This window comes from Trinickia symbiotica (assembly GCF_003028655.1).
Taxonomy (GTDB): Bacteria; Pseudomonadota; Gammaproteobacteria; order Burkholderiales; family Burkholderiaceae; genus Trinickia; species Trinickia symbiotica_A.
The window spans coordinates 167064-185691 of the sequence record NZ_PYUC01000006.1 but is presented as its reverse complement, the minus strand read 5'-3'; the positions used below and the strand labels follow the sequence as shown (position 1 = coordinate 185691).

General features: G+C 62.5%; 13 protein-coding genes and 1 pseudogene. 7 read left to right on the top strand and 7 right to left on the bottom strand.

The annotated features are described in order from the left end of the window. The first annotated feature begins 169 nt into the window (after nucleotides 1-169). Entirely contained in the window at nucleotides 170-487 is a 318-nt protein-coding gene (flhD, locus tag C9I57_RS13715) for a flagellar transcriptional regulator FlhD (protein WP_107151224.1), read from the top strand. A 15-nt stretch (nucleotides 488-502) separates the two neighbouring features. After that, the gene (flhC, locus tag C9I57_RS13710; RefSeq protein ID WP_107151223.1) at nucleotides 503-1087 is read left to right on the top strand and encodes a flagellar transcriptional regulator FlhC; all 585 of its coding nucleotides are present in this window, start codon (nucleotides 503-505) and stop codon (nucleotides 1085-1087) included. Between the two features lie 24 nt (nucleotides 1088-1111). Here the strand turns inward: flhC and C9I57_RS13705 are convergent, their stop codons facing one another. Beyond that, on the bottom strand, nucleotides 1112-4096 hold the full coding sequence (locus tag C9I57_RS13705; protein WP_107151222.1) for a putative bifunctional diguanylate cyclase/phosphodiesterase: 2985 nt from the start codon (nucleotides 4094-4096) through the stop codon (nucleotides 1112-1114). Nucleotides 4097-4172: 76 nt separating this feature from the next. Further along, nucleotides 4173-4994 carry a hypothetical protein gene (locus C9I57_RS13700; protein WP_107151221.1) on the bottom strand — a complete coding sequence of 274 codons (822 nt, stop codon included), beginning with the start codon at nucleotides 4992-4994 and terminating at the stop codon, nucleotides 4173-4175. 1046 nt (nucleotides 4995-6040) lie between these two features. Here C9I57_RS13700 and C9I57_RS13695 point away from each other — a divergent pair. Beyond that, a complete protein-coding gene (locus C9I57_RS13695) occupies nucleotides 6041-6715 on the top strand; it encodes a hypothetical protein (protein WP_107151220.1) in 675 nt (224 codons plus the stop codon). 6 nt (nucleotides 6716-6721) lie between these two features. On the opposite strand, the gene C9I57_RS13690 is transcribed toward C9I57_RS13695, so the two are convergent. Further along, nucleotides 6722-8806, bottom strand: a complete 2085-nt coding sequence (locus C9I57_RS13690; protein WP_107151219.1) for an NAD(+) synthase — start codon at nucleotides 8804-8806, stop codon at nucleotides 6722-6724. A gap of 126 nt (nucleotides 8807-8932) precedes the next feature. Here C9I57_RS13690 and C9I57_RS13685 point away from each other — a divergent pair, with 126 nt between their 5' ends. The 4 genes and pseudogenes from C9I57_RS13685 to C9I57_RS13670 all read left to right on the top strand — a co-directional run. Then, on the top strand, nucleotides 8933-10339 hold the full coding sequence (locus C9I57_RS13685; protein WP_107151218.1) for an HD domain-containing phosphohydrolase: 1407 nt from the start codon (nucleotides 8933-8935) through the stop codon (nucleotides 10337-10339). After that, nucleotides 10339-11508 carry a nitric oxide-sensing protein NosP gene (gene nosP, locus C9I57_RS13680; protein ID WP_107151217.1) on the top strand — a complete coding sequence of 390 codons (1170 nt, stop codon included), beginning with the start codon at nucleotides 10339-10341 and terminating at the stop codon, nucleotides 11506-11508. The genes C9I57_RS13685 and nosP overlap by 1 nt, the downstream gene beginning before the upstream one ends. A gap of 85 nt (nucleotides 11509-11593) precedes the next feature. Then, nucleotides 11594-12685 carry a histidine kinase gene (locus C9I57_RS13675; protein ID WP_107151395.1) on the top strand — a complete coding sequence of 364 codons (1092 nt, stop codon included), beginning with the start codon at nucleotides 11594-11596 and terminating at the stop codon, nucleotides 12683-12685. 26 nt (nucleotides 12686-12711) lie between these two features. Next, a pseudogene (locus C9I57_RS13670) lies at nucleotides 12712-13812 on the top strand (histidine kinase); the annotation flags it as partial. A 25-nt stretch (nucleotides 13813-13837) separates the two neighbouring features. Here the strand turns inward: C9I57_RS13670 and araH are convergent. The 4 genes from araH to C9I57_RS13650 all read right to left on the bottom strand — a co-directional run bounded on the left by araH (nucleotide 13838) and on the right by C9I57_RS13650 (nucleotide 18619). Then, on the bottom strand, nucleotides 13838-14890 hold the full coding sequence (gene araH / locus C9I57_RS13665) for an L-arabinose ABC transporter permease AraH (protein WP_107151215.1): 1053 nt from the start codon (nucleotides 14888-14890) through the stop codon (nucleotides 13838-13840). A 70-nt stretch (nucleotides 14891-14960) separates the two neighbouring features. Continuing rightward, on the bottom strand, nucleotides 14961-16493 hold the full coding sequence (araG, locus tag C9I57_RS13660) for an L-arabinose ABC transporter ATP-binding protein AraG (protein ID WP_107151394.1): 1533 nt from the start codon (nucleotides 16491-16493) through the stop codon (nucleotides 14961-14963). Between the two features lie 22 nt (nucleotides 16494-16515). Continuing rightward, on the bottom strand, nucleotides 16516-17520 hold the full coding sequence (locus C9I57_RS13655; RefSeq protein WP_018439542.1) for an arabinose ABC transporter substrate-binding protein: 1005 nt from the start codon (nucleotides 17518-17520) through the stop codon (nucleotides 16516-16518). A 169-nt stretch (nucleotides 17521-17689) separates the two neighbouring features. Further along, nucleotides 17690-18619 (bottom strand): Gfo/Idh/MocA family protein, encoded by a 930-nt coding sequence (locus C9I57_RS13650; RefSeq protein WP_107151214.1) that lies wholly within the window; start codon nucleotides 18617-18619, stop codon nucleotides 17690-17692. Between the last annotated feature and the right edge of the window lie 9 nt (nucleotides 18620-18628).

Genomic DNA, 18628 nt, shown 5'->3' with positions numbered 1-18628 from the left:
TCTTGTAGGAAAGCGCTGACACGACCGCTAAGACGACTACGCGAACTTCAGTCCCCCGCTGATTTGTTTTGCATTAGCCCTGATCGATACTTTCGTCACAACAAAAATGCTGGTTTGAAGGATAGGGGGGCGTTAGTCGTTAATCGACATTGCCTTTTGGGGGAAGATCGTGAACGATCGCGAAACGCTCGATTCGATCAGGGAAATCAATGTGTCGTACCTGATTCTCGCGCAGCGCATGTTGCGCGAGGACCGTGCGGAAGGTATGTTCCGACTGGGACTGTCGGCCGAGCTGGCCGATGTCTTGTCGGGACTTTCGCTTACGCAAACGCTCAAGCTCGCGGCCGGCGATCAGTTGCTGTGCCGCTTCCGTTTCAAGGATCAAGGCATGCTGCGCGCGCTCACGGCGCCGGAAAGGCATGCCGATCTCGCACTCACGCATACGGCCCTCCTGCTGGCGGGCGCGCCTGCGGAGCAGTTTTGCTAAGCACCGGAGCGCATCATGCCAAGAACGACGCTCGCCCAAGACGCCCAGGAAATGGTACGTGCGATCGCGCTGATCAAGCTCGGGGCGCGCATGCAAGTGCTCGAAACGGAGCTCGCGCTGCCGCGTGACCGGCTGATTCGCCTCTACCGCGAAGTAACGGGCGTATCGCCGCCGAAAGGCCTCCTGCCGTCGTCAGCCGACTGGTACATGACATGGATGGCGAACATCCATTCGTCGCTCTTCTACAACACCTATCTGTTCCTGAAGAACGAAGCGCAGTGCACGCATCTCGACGCGCTCACCAAGGCATACCGCCTCTACCGCGAGCATTGCACGAACGCCGGCGGGGAGACGCTGCTCGATCTGACGCGAGCCTGGACGCTCGTGCGCTTCTTCAGCGGCGGCATACTGCAGATGACGCAGTGCTGCCGATGCTCGGGCAAGTTCGTGGCCTACAAGTACGATCGGCCGATCAGCAAAGCCTGCGCGCTCTGTCAGCCGCCGTCGCGCGCCGGCAAGAGCTTGAAGAAGAGCGATTCGGCTACGTACCGTGAGGTCGCGGCGCCGGCTGAAGCGCTCAGCCTCGCACTCGCCGAGTAGGCCCTAAGCGGTTTTTCCGTGCTGTCATCCGCTGGGCTCGGCGCTCGCCGTCGAACTCGCCGAGCCTGTCTCGACGTCCGTATCGCCTGCGATAACGCCGCCGGGCTCCTTCGTCAGCATTTGAACGACGCGGGCGACGTCCGGATCGGTGACGAAGCTTGCCGACGACTGTGCGAGCAGGATGGCATCCGCTTCTTGCGGCCTGGCGATGGCATAGCCCTGTACGTAGTCGACGCCGATCTCGTGCAAGGCCGCGAGCGTATCGGCATCTTCGACCCACTCCGCGACGCTGCGCATGCCGAGGTCGCGTGCCAGCGAGACGAGCGCCTCCACGATCGCCATATCGGCCGGGTGCAAGCACATCGATTTCACATACTCGCCGTCGATCTTCAACGCGTCGACGGAGAGCGACTTCAGATAGCGGAATGACGTGTAGCCGGCGCCAAAATCGTCGAGCGCAATGGTCGCCCCCATCTCGTGAGCGCGTGCGATGAACCGCTGCGTATTGAGCAGATCGTGCAGCGCGACGCTTTCCGTGATCTCCAGGCACAGATAGTCGAGGGCGGGCCGGTGGCTCTGAAGGAGCGCGAAGATTTCCTCGGTGAAGCGCTCGTCGTTCAACGAGCCGCCGCTCAGGTTCACGCAGATGAAGCGAGTGTTCGCGAGCGAGGCGCGATGCTCGTCGATCCATGCGAGCGTCGAGGCCACCACCCATTTGTCGATCGCGGCCACGTTGCCGGACTCTTCCGCGGCGGCCATGATCTTGCCTGGCGGGACGATCGTTCCATCGGGGGCGCGCATGCGCAACAACACTTCGAAATTGAGCGACTCGGTCGGCGCGGCCATCGACATGATCGGTTGCATCATGAGGAACAAGCCTGGCGGCAAATGATTGAGCCGGAACGATTCGACGAGGCGCAGCTCGGCCGCGCGCGCCTCGAACCATGCCGCGCCATTCTGGTAGACGACGAGCCTCTTGTGCGCGCTTTCCTTCGCCTCACGGCAGGCGCGATCGGCCTGAGACAGCGCATCCTCGCCGCGTATCGCCGGCGAGCAGGCAACGAGACCGATCGAGGCATAGACCTGAAACGCGCGCTTGCCGACCTGATAGGGCGCATTGTTCAGCGTATCGAGCAGTGCCTCGCAGCGGCGCGAGGCCTCGTCGATCGACAGGCCCCCGAACACGCAGACGAACTCGTCTCCGCCCATTCGTCCGAACGCACACCGCTCGTCGAGCACGGTTTGCGCTCTCGACGCGACTTGCTTCAATACTTCGTCACCGCAATGGTGGCCGAAGAGGTCGTTGATCAGCTTGAATCGATCGAGATCGACATAGGCGAGGGCCCAGGCCAGCGCGTTTTCGTCCTGATGTCTGATGGCTGCCTCGATGCCGCGGCGATTGAGCGAGCCCGTGAGCGGGTCGTGTTCCGCGAGATAGCGCAAGCGCTCGACAGCCTTCGATCGCTCGGTCACGTCCTGCAGCGAGCCTTCGATGACGTTCTTCGAGACGATCGCCTTCAGCAAATAGCGGCGATCGGCCGTGCCGCGCTCCTTGTTGCCGCTGATCTCGATTTCACTGTCGCGTCCTTGCATCAGCAGTGCTTGCAGCGAGCCCCACGCGCCCGGCTGGAAGTAGTCGTTCCAGTGTCGGTAGCGATAATCGCTTGCGAGCATGTTCAACATCGACCGCAGTGCGGGGTTCGTTTGGATGAAGCGGCCGCTGGTATTGAGCGTGAATAGCCCGACCGGCATCACCTCGTAGGTGTTGCGAAGCTCGATTTGCGCTTGCCGCCGATGCTCGCGCTCGGCACGCATTTGCTCCGCGATCGCGAACGCCGCCATCATGCTCGACGACAAGGCGGCCGCGACAGGGCTCACGCCCGCCGCAAGCGCGGGAATGCCGAAGGCGGCGCCGAGCACTTGCGACAACGTTGCGACGAGGACGGTCGCGAGCGATGCGACATACCACATGACGGTCCGCGAGCGCGCCTTCCAGACAAGGCGCCCGAGCAGGAAGATGAGTACGCCGATACCGGCGCCGGCCATGATCCACAGCACGGGAATGAATCGCGCATAGGGCAGCGCAAATGCGAGAGCCAGCAATACCAGACCCGCATATTGGGTCGCGCGAAGCATCCATTGATATCCAACCTGCCTCAATTCGCGGCGAAACAGGCGGCTGAAAAGCGCGGCCGTCAACAAATAATAAACGGCGAATGTCACCTTCCGTATCAGCGCGAGGTCCAGGGGCGGAAGGGCGCGGTCGAGCCATTGGGTGTCCCAGCCCATCGCATTCGCGCAAAGCCGCAGGTTTCCGACCAGCCAGACCGAAAAAATCACGTACGTCCATTCACGGTTGATGAGCGCAGTGACAAAAACGAATACCGCCAGAGTAAGCAAGCCGCCGGCAATCAGGCCACTGCTCTCGAAAAAATCGAGCTCGGAATTCCAAAGTTGCTGCCAATCCCAATCGAGCACCGTGAGTTGAGCGGGACCGGAAAACGTTCCGCGGCAGACAATGAGTTGCCGGCTAGCCGGCTCCTCGACCGAGAGTGCGAAGCCCGCCTTGGCGGCGCGCATCGCGCCTGACGTATGGCTGCGATCGGCGCTGCCGAGCAGCGCGAGATCGGACGCGCGCCAGCATGCAAGCGTTTGCGCGTGACGCGAAGGAAATTCGACGCTCTTCCAATGCGCCGATGCGGGAGCCGTGAAGCTGAACCAGACCGGCGCCTCGGACAGTTTCGTGCCGAACCGCATGACGCGCTGGCCGCCGGCGAGCCGGGCAAGGGCATCGGCTGGCTGCAGAACCCCACTGTCGTCGCGCAATACGCTGAACGGCAGCGTCGTCGCATCACTGGCACGGAACTGATTCGGCAAAAAGACCAGTGCGATCAACGCGGCGAGCGCGAGCAACGCCGGCACGACATAGACGGAAAGGAGGAAGACGGCTTGGTCAAGCTGCCATCCGGTATGCTTGATTCTGAAACCGGAAACCGCGCTCCATGCCATACCGCTCTTCCCCCAAGTGCGCGCCGCAGTTCACGTCGACGACTGCGGGCCGCGCGCTTCGACCCGCTCGAGACGTTTAGTCGTACCGCGGATCGTAGCGGCGATCGGTCCGTTCTTCTCCGCCGCTCTCCCCATTAACCGCGTGCTCGTCGAATCGTACCGTGTCGGGAGACAAAGTTGAACACTTTGCGTCCCTCAAATCGATGTCGGGATGGTGCGTTTCGAACACGAAGCGGTACAAAGGATGTCTTGCTTCCTTCCAGCGCTGTCTGCCGATGCCGAATTGGAGTGCCATGACCCGGTGCGGCAGGCCGCCGACGTGCGCCATCGGTATATATTGCCGATGCTCGAGGACGTCTTTGAATTGGATCATTTCGTACTCCCGATCGATTGGCGAACGCGCAGTGACGATCAGCCAATTGATGTGCTTTTGCTCGCAGAGCAGGAAGAGCGCCTTGAAGAGCGCAGTTTTCACCATTCTTCCTCCCCCGCCATTGACGACGCTCAAACGTGTGGCTTCGGCGAGACGTCCCGATCCGCACCAATCGGGCAGTGTGACGGAATGCTCGACGGCGAGCGGCGCGCGGTCGTTCGTCTGCACGCGGATGGTGCCGAGCGGCGCGCGATCGAACTTCGACTCCGCGAGCAGAACGGTCGTGCCCATTGCGCGATCGCTGTCCTCCGCGATCATCTGCGTGCCGAGCTCGGGAATATGCCGGCCATAGGCCGCCTTTCGCAGGCCGACCGCTTTTTCAAGGTCGCTTTCATCATGCACGATCCGAATGGTGAACGGCAATCGCTCGACGTTCGGGCGCAATTCGCCGATAGCGGATTCCGGCTTGTCATCGATGAGACTGGAGAGTTTGACGACTTCGTGAGTGTTGTCCAGGCGTTCCATACCTAGGCCCCTTTTCGGTGGTTGAAAAATGCCGTTCTTGTTCGCGGCGGAAGTTGGCGAAAAAAACGACGGCCTAAGCGTGTCATGAAGAGAGCCCCTGGTGTGTGTGTTATCCGTACTAACCAGTACGTTTTTATTGAAAAACGCCCCGTGCAAGATGGAATACGACGGAATGGCAGCGCCACTTGGCGGGTAACCACGATTTCAAGAATTGGCGTTGGCATACGTGCATCACGTCAGTGCATGCGCCGCGCAGGCCTGCCACCGGCGCCCGAAGCTCAACACCATCCATGTGTCAATGGTTTCGTGGCCGGTCGCGCAGCGCGGATGGTCCGGCTTGCGCCCGCATATGACCGGAGGTGTCAGCAGCGAGGGCTCGCCCCCGCCGCGGTTTAAAATCCCAAATACAGGCACCGGCCGATTTCAAACCGCGCTCGCGGGTGACGGGGCATTGAAAGGAAGCTGATGGCTGATAGTTAACTCCAAATAATTGTGAAGCAACTTTGACTCGCGCTTGACACCCGCCAACTGTAAATATACATTTCTGATGTAACTTTTACTGCGATACAAATGGATTGGCCAAAATTGGTGTCATTTTGAACTGGTGTATCAATGGGAAGCCACCGACGATAAAGGGTTAATCCGGCCACAAGGGTTGCGCGGTCGCGGCTCGATCTTCGTTTTTGCGGGCGCGCAACGAAAAACGAGGGGATACGTGACGGCGGGTCGTTTCGGCTTTTCGAGAGAGCCGTGCGACACCGCCGATTCACGAGGGGGGCTTGAGATGAAAACGCTAAATGATTTTGCTCGCTGTCACGATCCTTGAGTCCACGATTCCAGCTTTACCTCATGGACGAACCAGAGATCTCGATTTGCAATTCCTGATTTCCCGACCGCACGGCGACGACCCTGCAGGTTAGTGGCAAGTCCGTTCATGCGTTGCATCAATGCTCACCGCCGAAATCCGAGTTGCGGGTGAGAAGACGCTTATCGTCGTGCGCCTACCCGGCCCAACGGCGATTTGATTGTTGTCGGAAGGGGGGATCATGGACGTGCTGTATTCGCTCGACGATAAAGTCGGCGGACCGAGCGCTTATAAAGGTGGCGTGGTTCGCTATGGTGATTTGTTTTGTTTCGGAAGCTGCGCGAGCGAGGCGCCCGCTTTGCTCGCAATTGCTCGACGTCCGTTCGCAAAGAGAAGTCCGTCTTTGCTGCCGATCGACATCGTTCCGCCAGGCCGTTGTCCCGACCAAGACTATATGTGGACGTTCGTTCCGGCTGCGGGAGCAAAGAAGAGATGCGGCGATCCGGTGTCGTTCGCCGATCGCGTCCGAATACAAGCATTCGATTACACGGGGAATCACCGCTATATTGTTACGAACCAGCCCGAACTTCGAGCCTTCCAGGGTGAGCCGAGCATCGTGCAGGCGGAAAAGGCGCCATGTAGCCACGGTGATCCCAATTGGTTCATCGCCTTTGCGTCTCGCCTGCGCACCGCGCCGGATGGTTGCGTCCTGCCGGACGGCGATCGGAAATCGCACCTCGAATTCGGGACCGGCAACTATGTCACTTTCATCAATAGGGCGAACTATTTGAGCGCAAGCCCGAATCCTTACGGTGAACTTTATAGCAGAGTGAGCCTATCGCGCGATTTGCCGGTATCCGGCAAGACGGTATGGTGGTGCCTTTACCGCACCCCTGCCGACGTTCCGTTGCGATAAATTGCTTTAGCCGCGGCCCGGCTCCTGGACCGGCTCCTGGTCGGGCACGGTCTCGAGGTCGGCGAGCCAGACACGTGCAGTCGCGTCGCTCGGCGCGCGATAATCGCCGCGCGGTGAAAGCGACCCTCCGGAGCCCACTTTGGGCCCGTTGGGCAGGCAACTGCGCTTGAATTGCTGCTCCTCGAAGAAGCGCCGCAAGAAAACCGCAAGCCACCGCTTGATGTCGGCGATGCCGTACTCGTGGCGCTTCTCCTCGGGCAGATCGGGCCACGCGCCTTTGCGCACGTCGTGCCATGCCGTCCACGCGAGAAACGCGACCTTCGATGGCCGGTAGCCGAACCGCAGGAGGTAATAGAGATTGAAATCCTGCAGCTCATAAGGACCGACCGTCGCCTCCGTCGACTGTATGGCGCCGCCCTCGTCAGCCGGGATCAGCTCGGGGCTGATCTCCGTTTCGAGCACGTCGCGCAGCACGGCCGACGCGCGCTTGCCGAGCGATCCCTCGTCGGCGGCCCAGCGGATCAGGTATTGAATGAGCGTCTTCGGCACGCTCGAATTGACGCCGTAATGCGACATGTGATCGCCGACGCCATAAGTGCACCAGCCGAGCGCGAGCTCGCTGAGGTCGCCGGTGCCCACGACGAGGGCGCCATGCAGATTGGCCATGCGGAAAAGATGACTCGTGCGTTCCCCCGCCTGCACGTTTTCGAATGTCACGTCGTGCACCGGTTCGCCGTGTGCAAAGGGGTGGCCGATGTCCTGAAACATCTGCATGCAACTCGGGCGAATGTCGATTTCATAGCTGCGGCAGCCGAGCGAACTCACGAGCCGGCGCGCCTGATCGAGCGTGCGCTGGCCCGTGCCGAACCCGGGCAGGATGCAGGCGACGATCGCCTCGCGCGGCAATTGCTGCATGTCGACAGCGCGCGCGCAGACGAGCAGCGCCTGCGTCGAATCGAGGCCGCCCGACACGCCAATCACGAGCTTGCCGGCTTTCGCCGCCCGCATGCGTGTCACGAGCCCTTGCACCTGGATATCGTAGATTTCACTGCAACGCTCGCCGCGTCGCACCGGGTCGGCCGGCACGTACGGGAACCGCTCGTAAGCTCGCGCGAGCGGCAGCTCGATGGAGCGAGGGAGTACCGCCGGAACGTCCACGGTGCGAAATCGCGAGCAGGCCTCGCGATGCGACTGCACCGTGTCGCCGAAAGTCGTCTGCCGCAGGCGCTCGTCGCTCAGCCGGTCGAGATCGATATCCGCGCAAATCAATTGAGGCTCATCGGCGAAGCGCCGCGTTTCGGCGAGCGCGTTGCCGTTTTCGTAGATCATGCCGTGCCCGTCCCACGCGAGATCGGTCGTCGATTCGCCATATCCGGCCGCGCTATAGGCGTAGGCCGCGAGGCATCGCGCGGATTGGCTGCTTGCCAGCAGCCGCCGGAAGTCGGCCTTGCCGACGGTGACGTTCGAGGCGGACAGGTTGAGCAGCACGGTCGCGCCTGCAAGCGCGGCGAATGAGGAAGGGGGAACCGGCACCCATACGTCCTCGCAAATCTCGATGTGGAAGGTGAAGAGCGGCTGATCTTCGACACGAAACACGAGCGCATCGGAGCAGGGGATCGCGTGCTGGCCCACCAAATCGATCTCGCTGCGCCGCAGATAGGAGGCCGGCGAGAACTGGCGTGCCTCGTAGAATTCCCGATAATTGGGCAAGTAGCTTTTCGGAACGAGCCCGAAAAGACGGCCCCGATGGATGACGGCGGCACAGTTGAAGAGCATGCCGTCGATCCGTAGCGGCAGGCCGACGACCGCGATCGTCGATACGGTCTTCGATGCATCGAGCACGTCGTTCAACGCGGCGAGGCAGGCATCGAGCAGCGCGTGCTGCTGAAAAAGATCGTCGCACGCGTAACCGGAAAGCCCCAGTTCGGGAAACAGCGCGAGCAGTGCGTGCCGCGCATCGGCCTCGCGCATCAGCGAGATCGTTTCGCGCGCGTTGAAAGCCGGATCGGCCACCCGGACACGCGGAACGCCGACGGCAATGCGGGCGAAGTCGTGGCGGTAGAGGTTGAAAAAGGCCGGTGCGTCTGTCATGAGAAGGCGTTTCCTCGGTCCATCGGGACCCATATTAACCGCAGTCGATCACCACGTTTTCCCTACTGCATTCTCCACTGTTTTCGCCGATATCCGTATTTAAAGGAGTGATAAAAAGAGGGCAAGATGGGCGAGTGCGAAAAAGCGGTGGAACAATCGATGTCTGCGATAGACGGTGGCGCAAGCGAGGTCGGCGAAATCCAGCCCGCTTTCCCCGAGGAACGGGAAACACTCAAGCCGGAGCCGGTGATCCTGCTCGTCGATGACGAACCGGCGATTCTCTCGTCGCTGCGGCGATTGCTGCGCGCGACGAAGTACAAGGTACTAACGGCCGAGGGCGGCGAGGCCGCGCTGGAGATACTGGCTTCCCATGCGGTGGACCTAATCATCTCCGATATGCGGATGCCCTATATGAACGGGGCGGAGTTTCTCTCCCGAGCTCGAGCGCTTTACCCCGATTCGATGCGAATTCTGTTGACCGGTTATTCGGAAATCGATTCGGCCGTGCGTGCCATCAACGAGGGCGGGGTTTATCGATATCTGACCAAGCCGTGGGACGACAACGATCTCCTGCTGACCGTGAATCAGGCGATCGAGCAACAGAGCCTGCGCCGAGAGACGGCGCGGCTTACGGAGCTGACGCGGAGTCAGAACGAGCAACTGCGCGCTTTCAATACGGGTCTCGAAGCTCAAGTGAGGTCCCGTACCGAGGAAATCAGACAAACGGTGCTGTTCCTCGAAGACGCGCAGCGCGAGCTCAAGCGCAACTTCACGGCGATGGTGCAGGTGTGTGCGAACATGATCGAGCTGCGCTGCGGGGCGCTCGGCGGCGAATCGTCGCGCGTCGGCGAGGTCGCGCGAAGCCTTGCAGTCGCGCTCGACCTGAGCGGCCTGCAGGTGCAGGAGGTGTTCTGCGCGGGCCTCTTGCACGGCATCGGCAAGCTTTCCCTGCCCGACGAGCTGCTCGAAAAATCGCTCGATCGAATGACGACGGATGAAACCCGGCTCTTCTATCAGCATCCGCTGCGCGCGCAGATGGTGCTCACGCCGGTCCACGAGCTGAACCACGTCGCGCAGATCATTCGCCACCAGTACGAGCGGTTCAACGGCCGGGGCACGCCCGACGGTCTGATCGGCGATCAGATCCCGCTGGGTTCGCGCATTCTTGCCGTGGCGCGCGATTTCGAAGCGTTGCTCAGCGGCAGCATCGTCAAACGACCGGTCACGCGCCAGCAGGCTCTGCAGGCGATCGTTTCGCAGTCGGGCGTTCGCTATGATCCGTTGGTCATCGATCGCTTCGTCGCGCTGTTGAAAGACCCGGCCGCGCTCGGACAAGGCGAGGTCGCGCAAATCAACGGTCAGCAGATGAAGGAAGGCATGCGGCTCGCCGACGATCTGCACAACAGTCGCGGCGTTCTACTGATGACGAAGGGCAGTGTCGTCACGGCGCATCAGGTCGCGCAAATACGGCGGTTCGAAGCGCTGGAGCCGACGCCTTTCGCCATACTCGTTCATGCGGGAGCTCCGTCATGATGTCAGCGTCATCTTCGTCGCAGATCCTCGTTGCCCATTCCGTCCATGACGAAGCGCGGGCCGCGGTAAGGGAGATTCACGCCGCGCTCGGGCCTTGCGAGGCCGAACTCGTGCTGTTTTTCTGCTCGAGCCGGTTCGATCTCGACGCGTTGGCGGACGAGATGCGCACGCGGTTTGGTGCAACGCGCGTAATCGGATGCACGACCGCCGGGGAGATCGGGCCGGCCGGCTACCGCGAGCACAGCCTCGCGGCGGTGGCATTGCCGCTCGCTTTCTTCGCGGCGGGGACCGCGCTGATCGACAATTTGCACGACTTCTCGATCACGCGCGGCCAGGCGAGCGCGCTCGACGCGTTGCATGATCTCGAGAAGCGTGCGATGCCCGAGCCGGGCGTCGATTCGAACCGATTCGCGTTGCTATTGATCGACGGGTTGTCCGTGCGCGAAGAGGCGGTCACGCGCACATTGCAAAGCACGCTTGGCGATATTCCGCTCGTCGGTGGCTCCGCGGCCGACGATCTACGCTTCGAGAACACCTCGATTTTTTACGACGGGCAATTTCGCAGCGACTGCGCGGTCCTCATCACCGCTTCCACTCAGCTCCCGTTCAGAACGTTCAAAACGCAGCACTTCCGTTCCGGCGACGAGCGGCTCGTCGTGACCGCGGCCGACGCCGAGCGGCGCACCGTGAGCGAGATCAACGGCCTGCCCGCGGCGCAGGAGTATGCGCGGCTCATCGGCGCGCGCGTCGAGGACCTGAGCCCAGGGCTCTTCGCGGCCTCGCCGGTCGTCGTGTTGATCGACGGAACCGACTACGTGCGCTCGATCCAGAAGCTGAACCCCGACGGCAGCCTCACGTTTTACTGCGCGATCGAGGAAGGGCTCGTGCTTCGCGTCGCGCGCGGCCTCGATCTCGTCGAAAACTTGCGGATGACGTTCGGCGAGCTTCGGCATACCGTCGGCGAGCCGCAGCTGATACTGGCCTGGGACTGCATCCTGCGCCACCTCGAAATGGTGCAAAAGGGCACACGCGACAGGGCCGGCGAGCTGTTCAGCACCAATCATGCGGTCGGCTTCAGCACGTACGGTGAGCAGTATCAGGGCGTGCACGTGAACCAGACGCTGACCGGCATCGTCTTCGGCGGCGCGCCGGAGGCCGCTCGTGGCTGACGTCCACTTGGCCGACGATGCGTCGCTCGACGCTGCCGCTCTGAGAAAGGAGATCGTCAGGCTCAACAAGATGGTGCGCTCGCTGATGGATCGTGCCGAGCGCAGCACGATCGTCTGCGGCTCGGATTTCAGCTTGTTCCAGATGGCCGTCACCCTCGAAGACCAGGTCCGGCACAGGACGCGTGAGCTCGAGGCGGCGCTGCACGAAAACCGCAAAATCACCCATGCGCTGCAGCGCGCGCAGGAGTTGATGAAAGAGGAGATCGAAGAGCGCCGGCGCACGCTGGCGGAGCTCGAAAACGAACGCGAGGCGCAGCGCCGATTGATCGACGAGCTCGCGCAGGCGCATGGTCAGTTGCTGCAATCGGAGAAGCTCGCCTCGATCGGTCAGCTTGCCGCGGGCGTCGCGCATGAGATCAACAACCCGATCGGATTCGTCGATTCGAATCTGAGGACATTGAAGACGTGGGTCAAGCAACTGCTCGACGTGATGTCGCTGGAAGAATCGATGCTGACGGGCCTTGGGCCCGAGGCACGGGCTCGCATCGACGCGGCGCGCAAGGATGCCGATCTCGACTACCTGCGCAGCGACATCAATACGCTGATCGACGAATCGATCGAAGGGGCGTCGCGCGTGCGACGGATCGTGCAGGACTTGCGCGATTTTTCGCGGGCAGGCGGTGACGAGTGGAACATCGTCGATCTCCATTGCGGGATCGAGGCAACGCTGAACGTCCTTCGCAACGAGCTCAAATATAAGGCCGATGTCGTCAGGGACTATGGCGAGCTTCCGCACGTCGAGTGCATGCCTTCGCAACTGAACCAGGTCGTCATGAACCTCCTGATGAACGCCGCGCAGGCGATTGCCGATCGAGGCACGATCACGATCCGGACGCGCCTCGACGGCGACCATGTCACGATCGCCGTCGAAGATACAGGGGCCGGCATCGCGCCGGACGTGCAGGCCAAAATCTTCGATCCGTTCTTCACGACGAAGCCGGTCGGCAAGGGGACGGGGCTCGGGCTCTCCGTGTCGTACGGCATCATCGAAAAGCATGGAGGAAAAATTGCCGTCGAAAGCGAGCCTGGCGTCGGCTCGCGCTTCACGCTGCGGCTGCCGATCGCACGGCCTGAGCGCAGGAACGCGCCGCAGGAAACCGAACCCAGGAACCGATAGTGCATTCTTTCCATTACGCCACGCTCGTCTGCTTGTTGCTCGCCAGCGTGGCGCTGATCGCATATGCGGCCCGTACCCGGTCTCTGCGCGATCTCACGCAAACGCTCGAAGCGCAGGTGAAGCGTCGAACGAGCCAACTCGAGGGCACTCTACGGAACTACGAGCGAACCACTCAAATGCTCGAGCTCGTGCGCGAAAAAATGGAGCTGGAAATCGAGGAGCGCAAGGAGACGCAGGCGCGTCTCGAACGCGAAAGGGAAGAGCAGCGCAGACTGATTCTCGAGCTCGAGGAGGCGCATGTCCAGCTGTTGCAGTCGGAAAAGCTCGCCTCGATCGGTCAGCTCGCCGCGGGCGTCGCGCATGAAATCAACAACCCGATCGGTTTCGTGAGCGCCAACCTCAACACCCTGAAGCCCTGGATTCGCGGGCTTCTCCAAGTCGCGGCGGCGCAAGAGGCGATCGTCGGCCAGCTCGATGCGACGACGCGTGCGGAGCTACTGCAGGCATGGCAAGACGCCGATCTCGACTTCGTGCGCGAAGAAATCATGGCGCTCATCGACGAATCGATCGATGGAGCCCGGCGCGTGCACCGCATCGTGCAGGACTTGCGCGACTTCTCCCGGCCAGGCAGCGAGGACTGGGCGCATGCCGACCTGCATGCGGGGCTGGAGAGCACGCTGAACGTCGTCAACAACGAGCTCAAGTACAAGGCGACGATCGTGCGGGAATTCGGCGAGTTGCCTCACGTCGAGTGCATTCCTTCGCAGATCAATCAGGTGTTCATGAACCTGCTCGTCAATGCGGCGCAGGCGATTCCTCACCGCGGCACGATCACGATTCGGACGTACGCGGCGGACGACATCGTCTCGATTGAGATCGCCGACGACGGCGTGGGCATACCGACCGAGGTCGTCGGCAGGATCTTCGACCCGTTCTTTACGACGAAGCCCGTCGGGCAAGGCACGGGTCTCGGGCTTTCGGTATCGCTCAGCATCGTCAAGCGCCACGGCGGTCGCATCGAAGTGGCGACCGCGCCCGGGCAGGGTGCGGTCTTCATCGTCATACTGCCAGTGCGACGCGAGCCGGTCGAGGAGCCGGACGTGCTCGCCGCGAGCAGTCCGGCCTGAGCGGGGACGATCCCGCCGGGAGGGATCAACGCACGCGCCGAGTGCGCCGCACGTGGTCGAACAGCACGGCCAGCAACAGGATGCCGCCGCGGATCAGATATTGATAGAACGTCGGCACGTTCATGAGGCTCATGGCGTCCTGCACGGATCCCATGATCAGCACGCCGACGAGCACGCCTGAAATCGTCGCGACGCCGCCCGTCAACGATACGCCTCCGAGCACACAGGCCGAGATGACGCCGAGCTCGAGGCCCACCGAGGTTTTCGGGTCGCCGAGGCTCATGCGCGAGGCCAGCATCACGCCGGCAAAGCCCGTCACGAGGCCTTGCAGAACGAACACGGCGATCTTGATGCGCGTAACGGGCAAACCGGCGAGCAGCGCGGCTTCGCTATTGCCGCCGACGGCGAGCACGTTCTTGCCGAACACCGTCTTGCGCAGCACGAAACCGAACACGATGAAACCGACGATGTTGCTCCAGATCGGATACGAAATGCCGAGGAACGAGCCGCCGCCGAGATCGAAGAATCGCTCTTCGGAAATCATGACCGCATCGCCGTTCGAGACGATATAGGCCAGGCCGCGCACGACCTCCATCATGGCGAGCGTGACGATCAACGAGTTGATCTTGTAGCGGGCGACGAGCACCCCGTTGACGAGGCCGACGGCGCCGCCCGCGAGCACGCCGACGGTCACGCCGAAGAGCACGCTGTGCGTCGCCGTGATCAACATCGAAGCGACGACGCCCGAAAACGCAACGATCGAGGCCACCGACAAATCGACCTCGCCTAGCGCGAGCACGAACATCATCGTGACCGCGATCGACCCGATCAGCGTCACCGACAGCAGCAGGCCCTGTATGTTGCGGCTCGTGAGAAAGTCGGGCACGACGAGCGACAGGACAACGAAGAGGATCACGAAGACCATCACGATGCCGGATTTGTTCACGAGCCGCCAGAGCTTCGCGGCGTTGCCCGGGGCAGGGGCGGCATCGCGCGTCGCGCCATGCGAGGCTTGCGAGGTCTGCGCGGATGAAAGAGCTGGCTCGGCAGCGGGGCGTATGCTCGGAGGTTGTTGCATGATTTCTCTCAATCGTTGGCGCGCGGGCTCGGACTTCTCGTCAGCCGTGGCCGCGCGTCGGGTCGAAGCGTTATTGCGGCAAAGCGAGTTTGATCAATTGATCGGGCGTGGCGTCGGCTTTTGGCAGATCGCCGACGATGCGGCCTTCCTTCATGACGATCACGCGATCGGCGACGCCGATCACTTCGGCGAGATCGCTCGAAACCATCAGGACGGTGCGGCCTGTTTCGGCGAGGCCGTAGAGCAGCTCGTAGATCTGCGCGCGCGCCCCGACGTCGATGCCGCGCGTCGGCTCGTCCATCACGAAGACGTCGATTTGCTCGGCGAGCCAGCGCGACAGAATCACTTTTTGCTGATTACCGCCCGAAAGCGTGCCGATCGGCGTTTCGCCGTCGCGCGTCTTGATCGACAGCTTCTCGATGTAATCGTCGGTCAGTTCGCGTTCGCGCCGCTCGTTGAGCAGAAACCGCGCAATGCTGAAGTGACGCCGCGCACTGATGGTGAGGTTGTCGGCCACCGATGCGATGGCGACGATACCTTCCTGCTTGCGGTCTTCAGGGCAAAGCGCGATGCCCGCTCGAACGGCGTCGCGCGGTGTCGAGAAAGCGACGGGCCGCCCGTTCAGCTCGACGTGCCCGCTCGTAGGACGCTCAGCGCCGCAAATCAGCTTCATCAGTTCGGTGCGGCCCGCGCCGACGAGTCCGAAGAAACCGACGATCTCGCCGCGCCGCGCCGAGAATGAAGCGGGCTCGGAGAGTCCCGGCCCCATGAGCGCCTTCGCTTCGATACGCGTTTCCCCCGCGGCGCGCGGGCGATAGCCGTAGACATCGCGAATCGATCGGCCGACCATGCAGCTGATCAGGCGGTCCCGCTCGAGGCCATCGACGGTCTCGAACGTCTCGATCGAGTGGCCGTCGCGGAAAACGGTGACGCGGTCGCAGAGCTCATAGACCTCGTCCATGCGGTGCGTCACATAGATGATCGCGTGACCTTCCGCCCGCAGCCCGTTGATGATCTTGAAGAGCTGCGTCGTCTCGCGCGACGAGAGTGAGCTCGTCGGCTCGTCGAAGGCGATCACACGCGCGTCGCGCATCAGCGCCTTGCCGATCTCGATCATCTGCCGCTGTCCGATCGACAGCTCCTTGACCGGCGTATCGGGATCGATATGCTCGCCGAGCCGCGCGAGCGTATCGGCGGCGCGTGCTCTGAGCGAGCGTTCATCGACGATCCCGAGCCGGCTCGGCAATGCCCCGAGCATCAGGTTCTCGGCAACCGTCAGCTCGGGCACCAGGTGCAGCTCCTGGTAGATGATCGCGATCCCGGCGTCAATGGCGGCCTTCGTGCTCGAGAAGCGGCGCTCGACGCCGTCGAGGCGCAACGTTCCGGCTTGCGGAATGTTGACGCCCGACAGCACCTTGAGCAGCGTCGACTTGCCTGCGCCGTTCTCGCCCATGAGGCCGTGCACTTCGCCGGCCCGCACGCTCAACGACACGCTATCGAGCGCGCGCACGCCGGGGAAGCTGACCGTGATCCCGTCGAGCTCGAGGTACGCCGGGCGCACGGACTGCGTCGATGCGCCGCCCGGCGCGGCGGCTTCGATCATGTCGTTCGCGTTTTGCATGCGTTTAGATCCCGAGGTCCTTGCGGACTTGTTGCCAGTTCTCGCGCGTCATCAGCACGCCCGTCGTCTGCGTATCGGCAGGCGGCTGCTTGCCCGCCTTGATCCAGTCGACGAGGTTTTGCGTGCTTTGCTTACCGTGATTCGTCGAGCTCACGGCGATCGTGCCGTAAAAGCCCGTCGGCTCCTTCTTCTGGAACTCGGCAAACGCTTCGCCCGCCCCGTTGATGCCGACGCCGATCACGTCGCTCGACGGAATATGGAGCTGCTCGGTCGCGCGCACGCCGCCAAGGACCGTCTCTTCGTTGAGCGCGTAGATGACCCACTTCTTGATGTTCGGGTGCTTCGACAGCACCGGCGAAGCCGCGTTGAAACCGCCTTCGTCGTCGGTCGTCTTTTGCGGCGCATCGAAGATGTTCTCCTTCTTGAAGCCGTTGGCGAGCAGCGTCTGCGTGGCGCCGTCCGTGCGCAGCTTCGCCGTCGGCAGCTCGTAGTCGCTGATGCGAATGGCGCCCACTTCCTCAGGCTTCCAGCCGCGGCGCTTCATCTCGTCGGAGATGGCCTGGCCGACTTGATTGCCGATCTTGAAAGCCGACATGCCGAGGTGCGGAACGTCCGCGAGCGGCTTGCCGGACGTGTCGACGAGCTGATCGTCGACGGTCACGAACTTCATGCCGTAGCGCTTGGCGCGAGCGGCGATCGCCGGTCCGAGGCGCACGTCGGGAGCACAGATGACGAAGCCTTTCGCACCTTGCGCACCGAGGTTGTCGATCGCGGCGAGCACCTTCTCGCCGTCGGGCGTGCCGATCTTGACGACGCTGAAGCCTTCCTGCTTGCCGAGCGCCGTGGCGGCGTTCTGCTCGTTGATGAACCATGCCTGCTCGGGCATCTTCACGAGAAAGCCGATCTTGAGCGGCTCGTCGGCTTGAACAGTCGAATGCAGGGCGAACGGCGCGGCGAAGGTCATCGCCAACGCGGCGCGCAACGTGAAGCGGCGAAGCTTGCTGGTCATACTTCAGTCTCCTTGGGGTGGCCCCGACGGGCCGGTTTTTGCATGAGGCCGGTGCAAGTACCTGAGTGCTTGCCCCGGCCGGCGCGTGGTAACAAAACGGCGCAGCATGGGCCGCGGAGCCGAACGCTGGCGCGCTCGCTCCAATGCTTTCGCTGCGGTAACTCGGGAATCAGTCCACGAACGCCTCGATCTCGCGGCGTGCGCCGAGCAGGAATGCATCGGCGACATGGCGCAGCGGACGGACATCGACATCCTCTTCGCCGCGCTCGATCAGCTCGCGCCAATGCGCGTAAAGCGACGGGTACTCGCGTTCCGGACCGACATCGACGAGCTCGCCGGCAATCGAGAGGCGTTTGCCGCCTTGCTCGATGAGCAGCGTGCCGTCGCTCGTTTGCACTTCGATTTCCCATTGCTCGCGCGGGCCGTGCCGCCAGTCGAATTCGGCGCGCACGGAGGCACCGTTCAGATCGACGAAGTCCAGGTTGGCGGCGATCGGCGTGTGCGTATTCGATGGGACGAAGAGCGTTGCCGTCTGCAAGACGATTTCATGCGGCAGGATGCGCGTGACGATCGAAAGGGCATTGATGCCGGGGTCGAAGACGCCCAGCCCGCCCGGTTCCCAGATCCATTTCTGCCCCGGGTGCCACTTGCGCACGTCTTCTTTCCATCGAACGTCGACCGAGCGCACCGCGCGTTGCGCGAGCCATTCGCGTGCCGCCTCGACGGCCGGCGCATGGCGCGAATGCCAGCTCGCAAACAGCGTAAGGCCGGCCTTGCGCGCCATCTCGCGCAGTACTTCGATTTCGTGCAGGCTCGCGCCAGGCGGCTTTTCGAGCATCACGTGCTTGCCGGCCGCGAGCGCCGCGCGCGCCTGCGCGAAGCGAACCTGGGGTGGAGCGGATAGTGAAACGGCATCGAGATCGCGCTCGGCGGCGAGCAGCGCCTCGATGGTCGGATAGTTGCGCACGCCTTGAACTTCCGCGTGGCGGCTGGCGCAGGCGGTCAATTCGAGGCCCGGGTCCGCGGCGATGGCGGGCAAGTGCTGATCGCGTGCGATCTTGCCGATGCCGACGAGTCCTACCGTCAGTTTCTTCGTCATGTTCGCTCC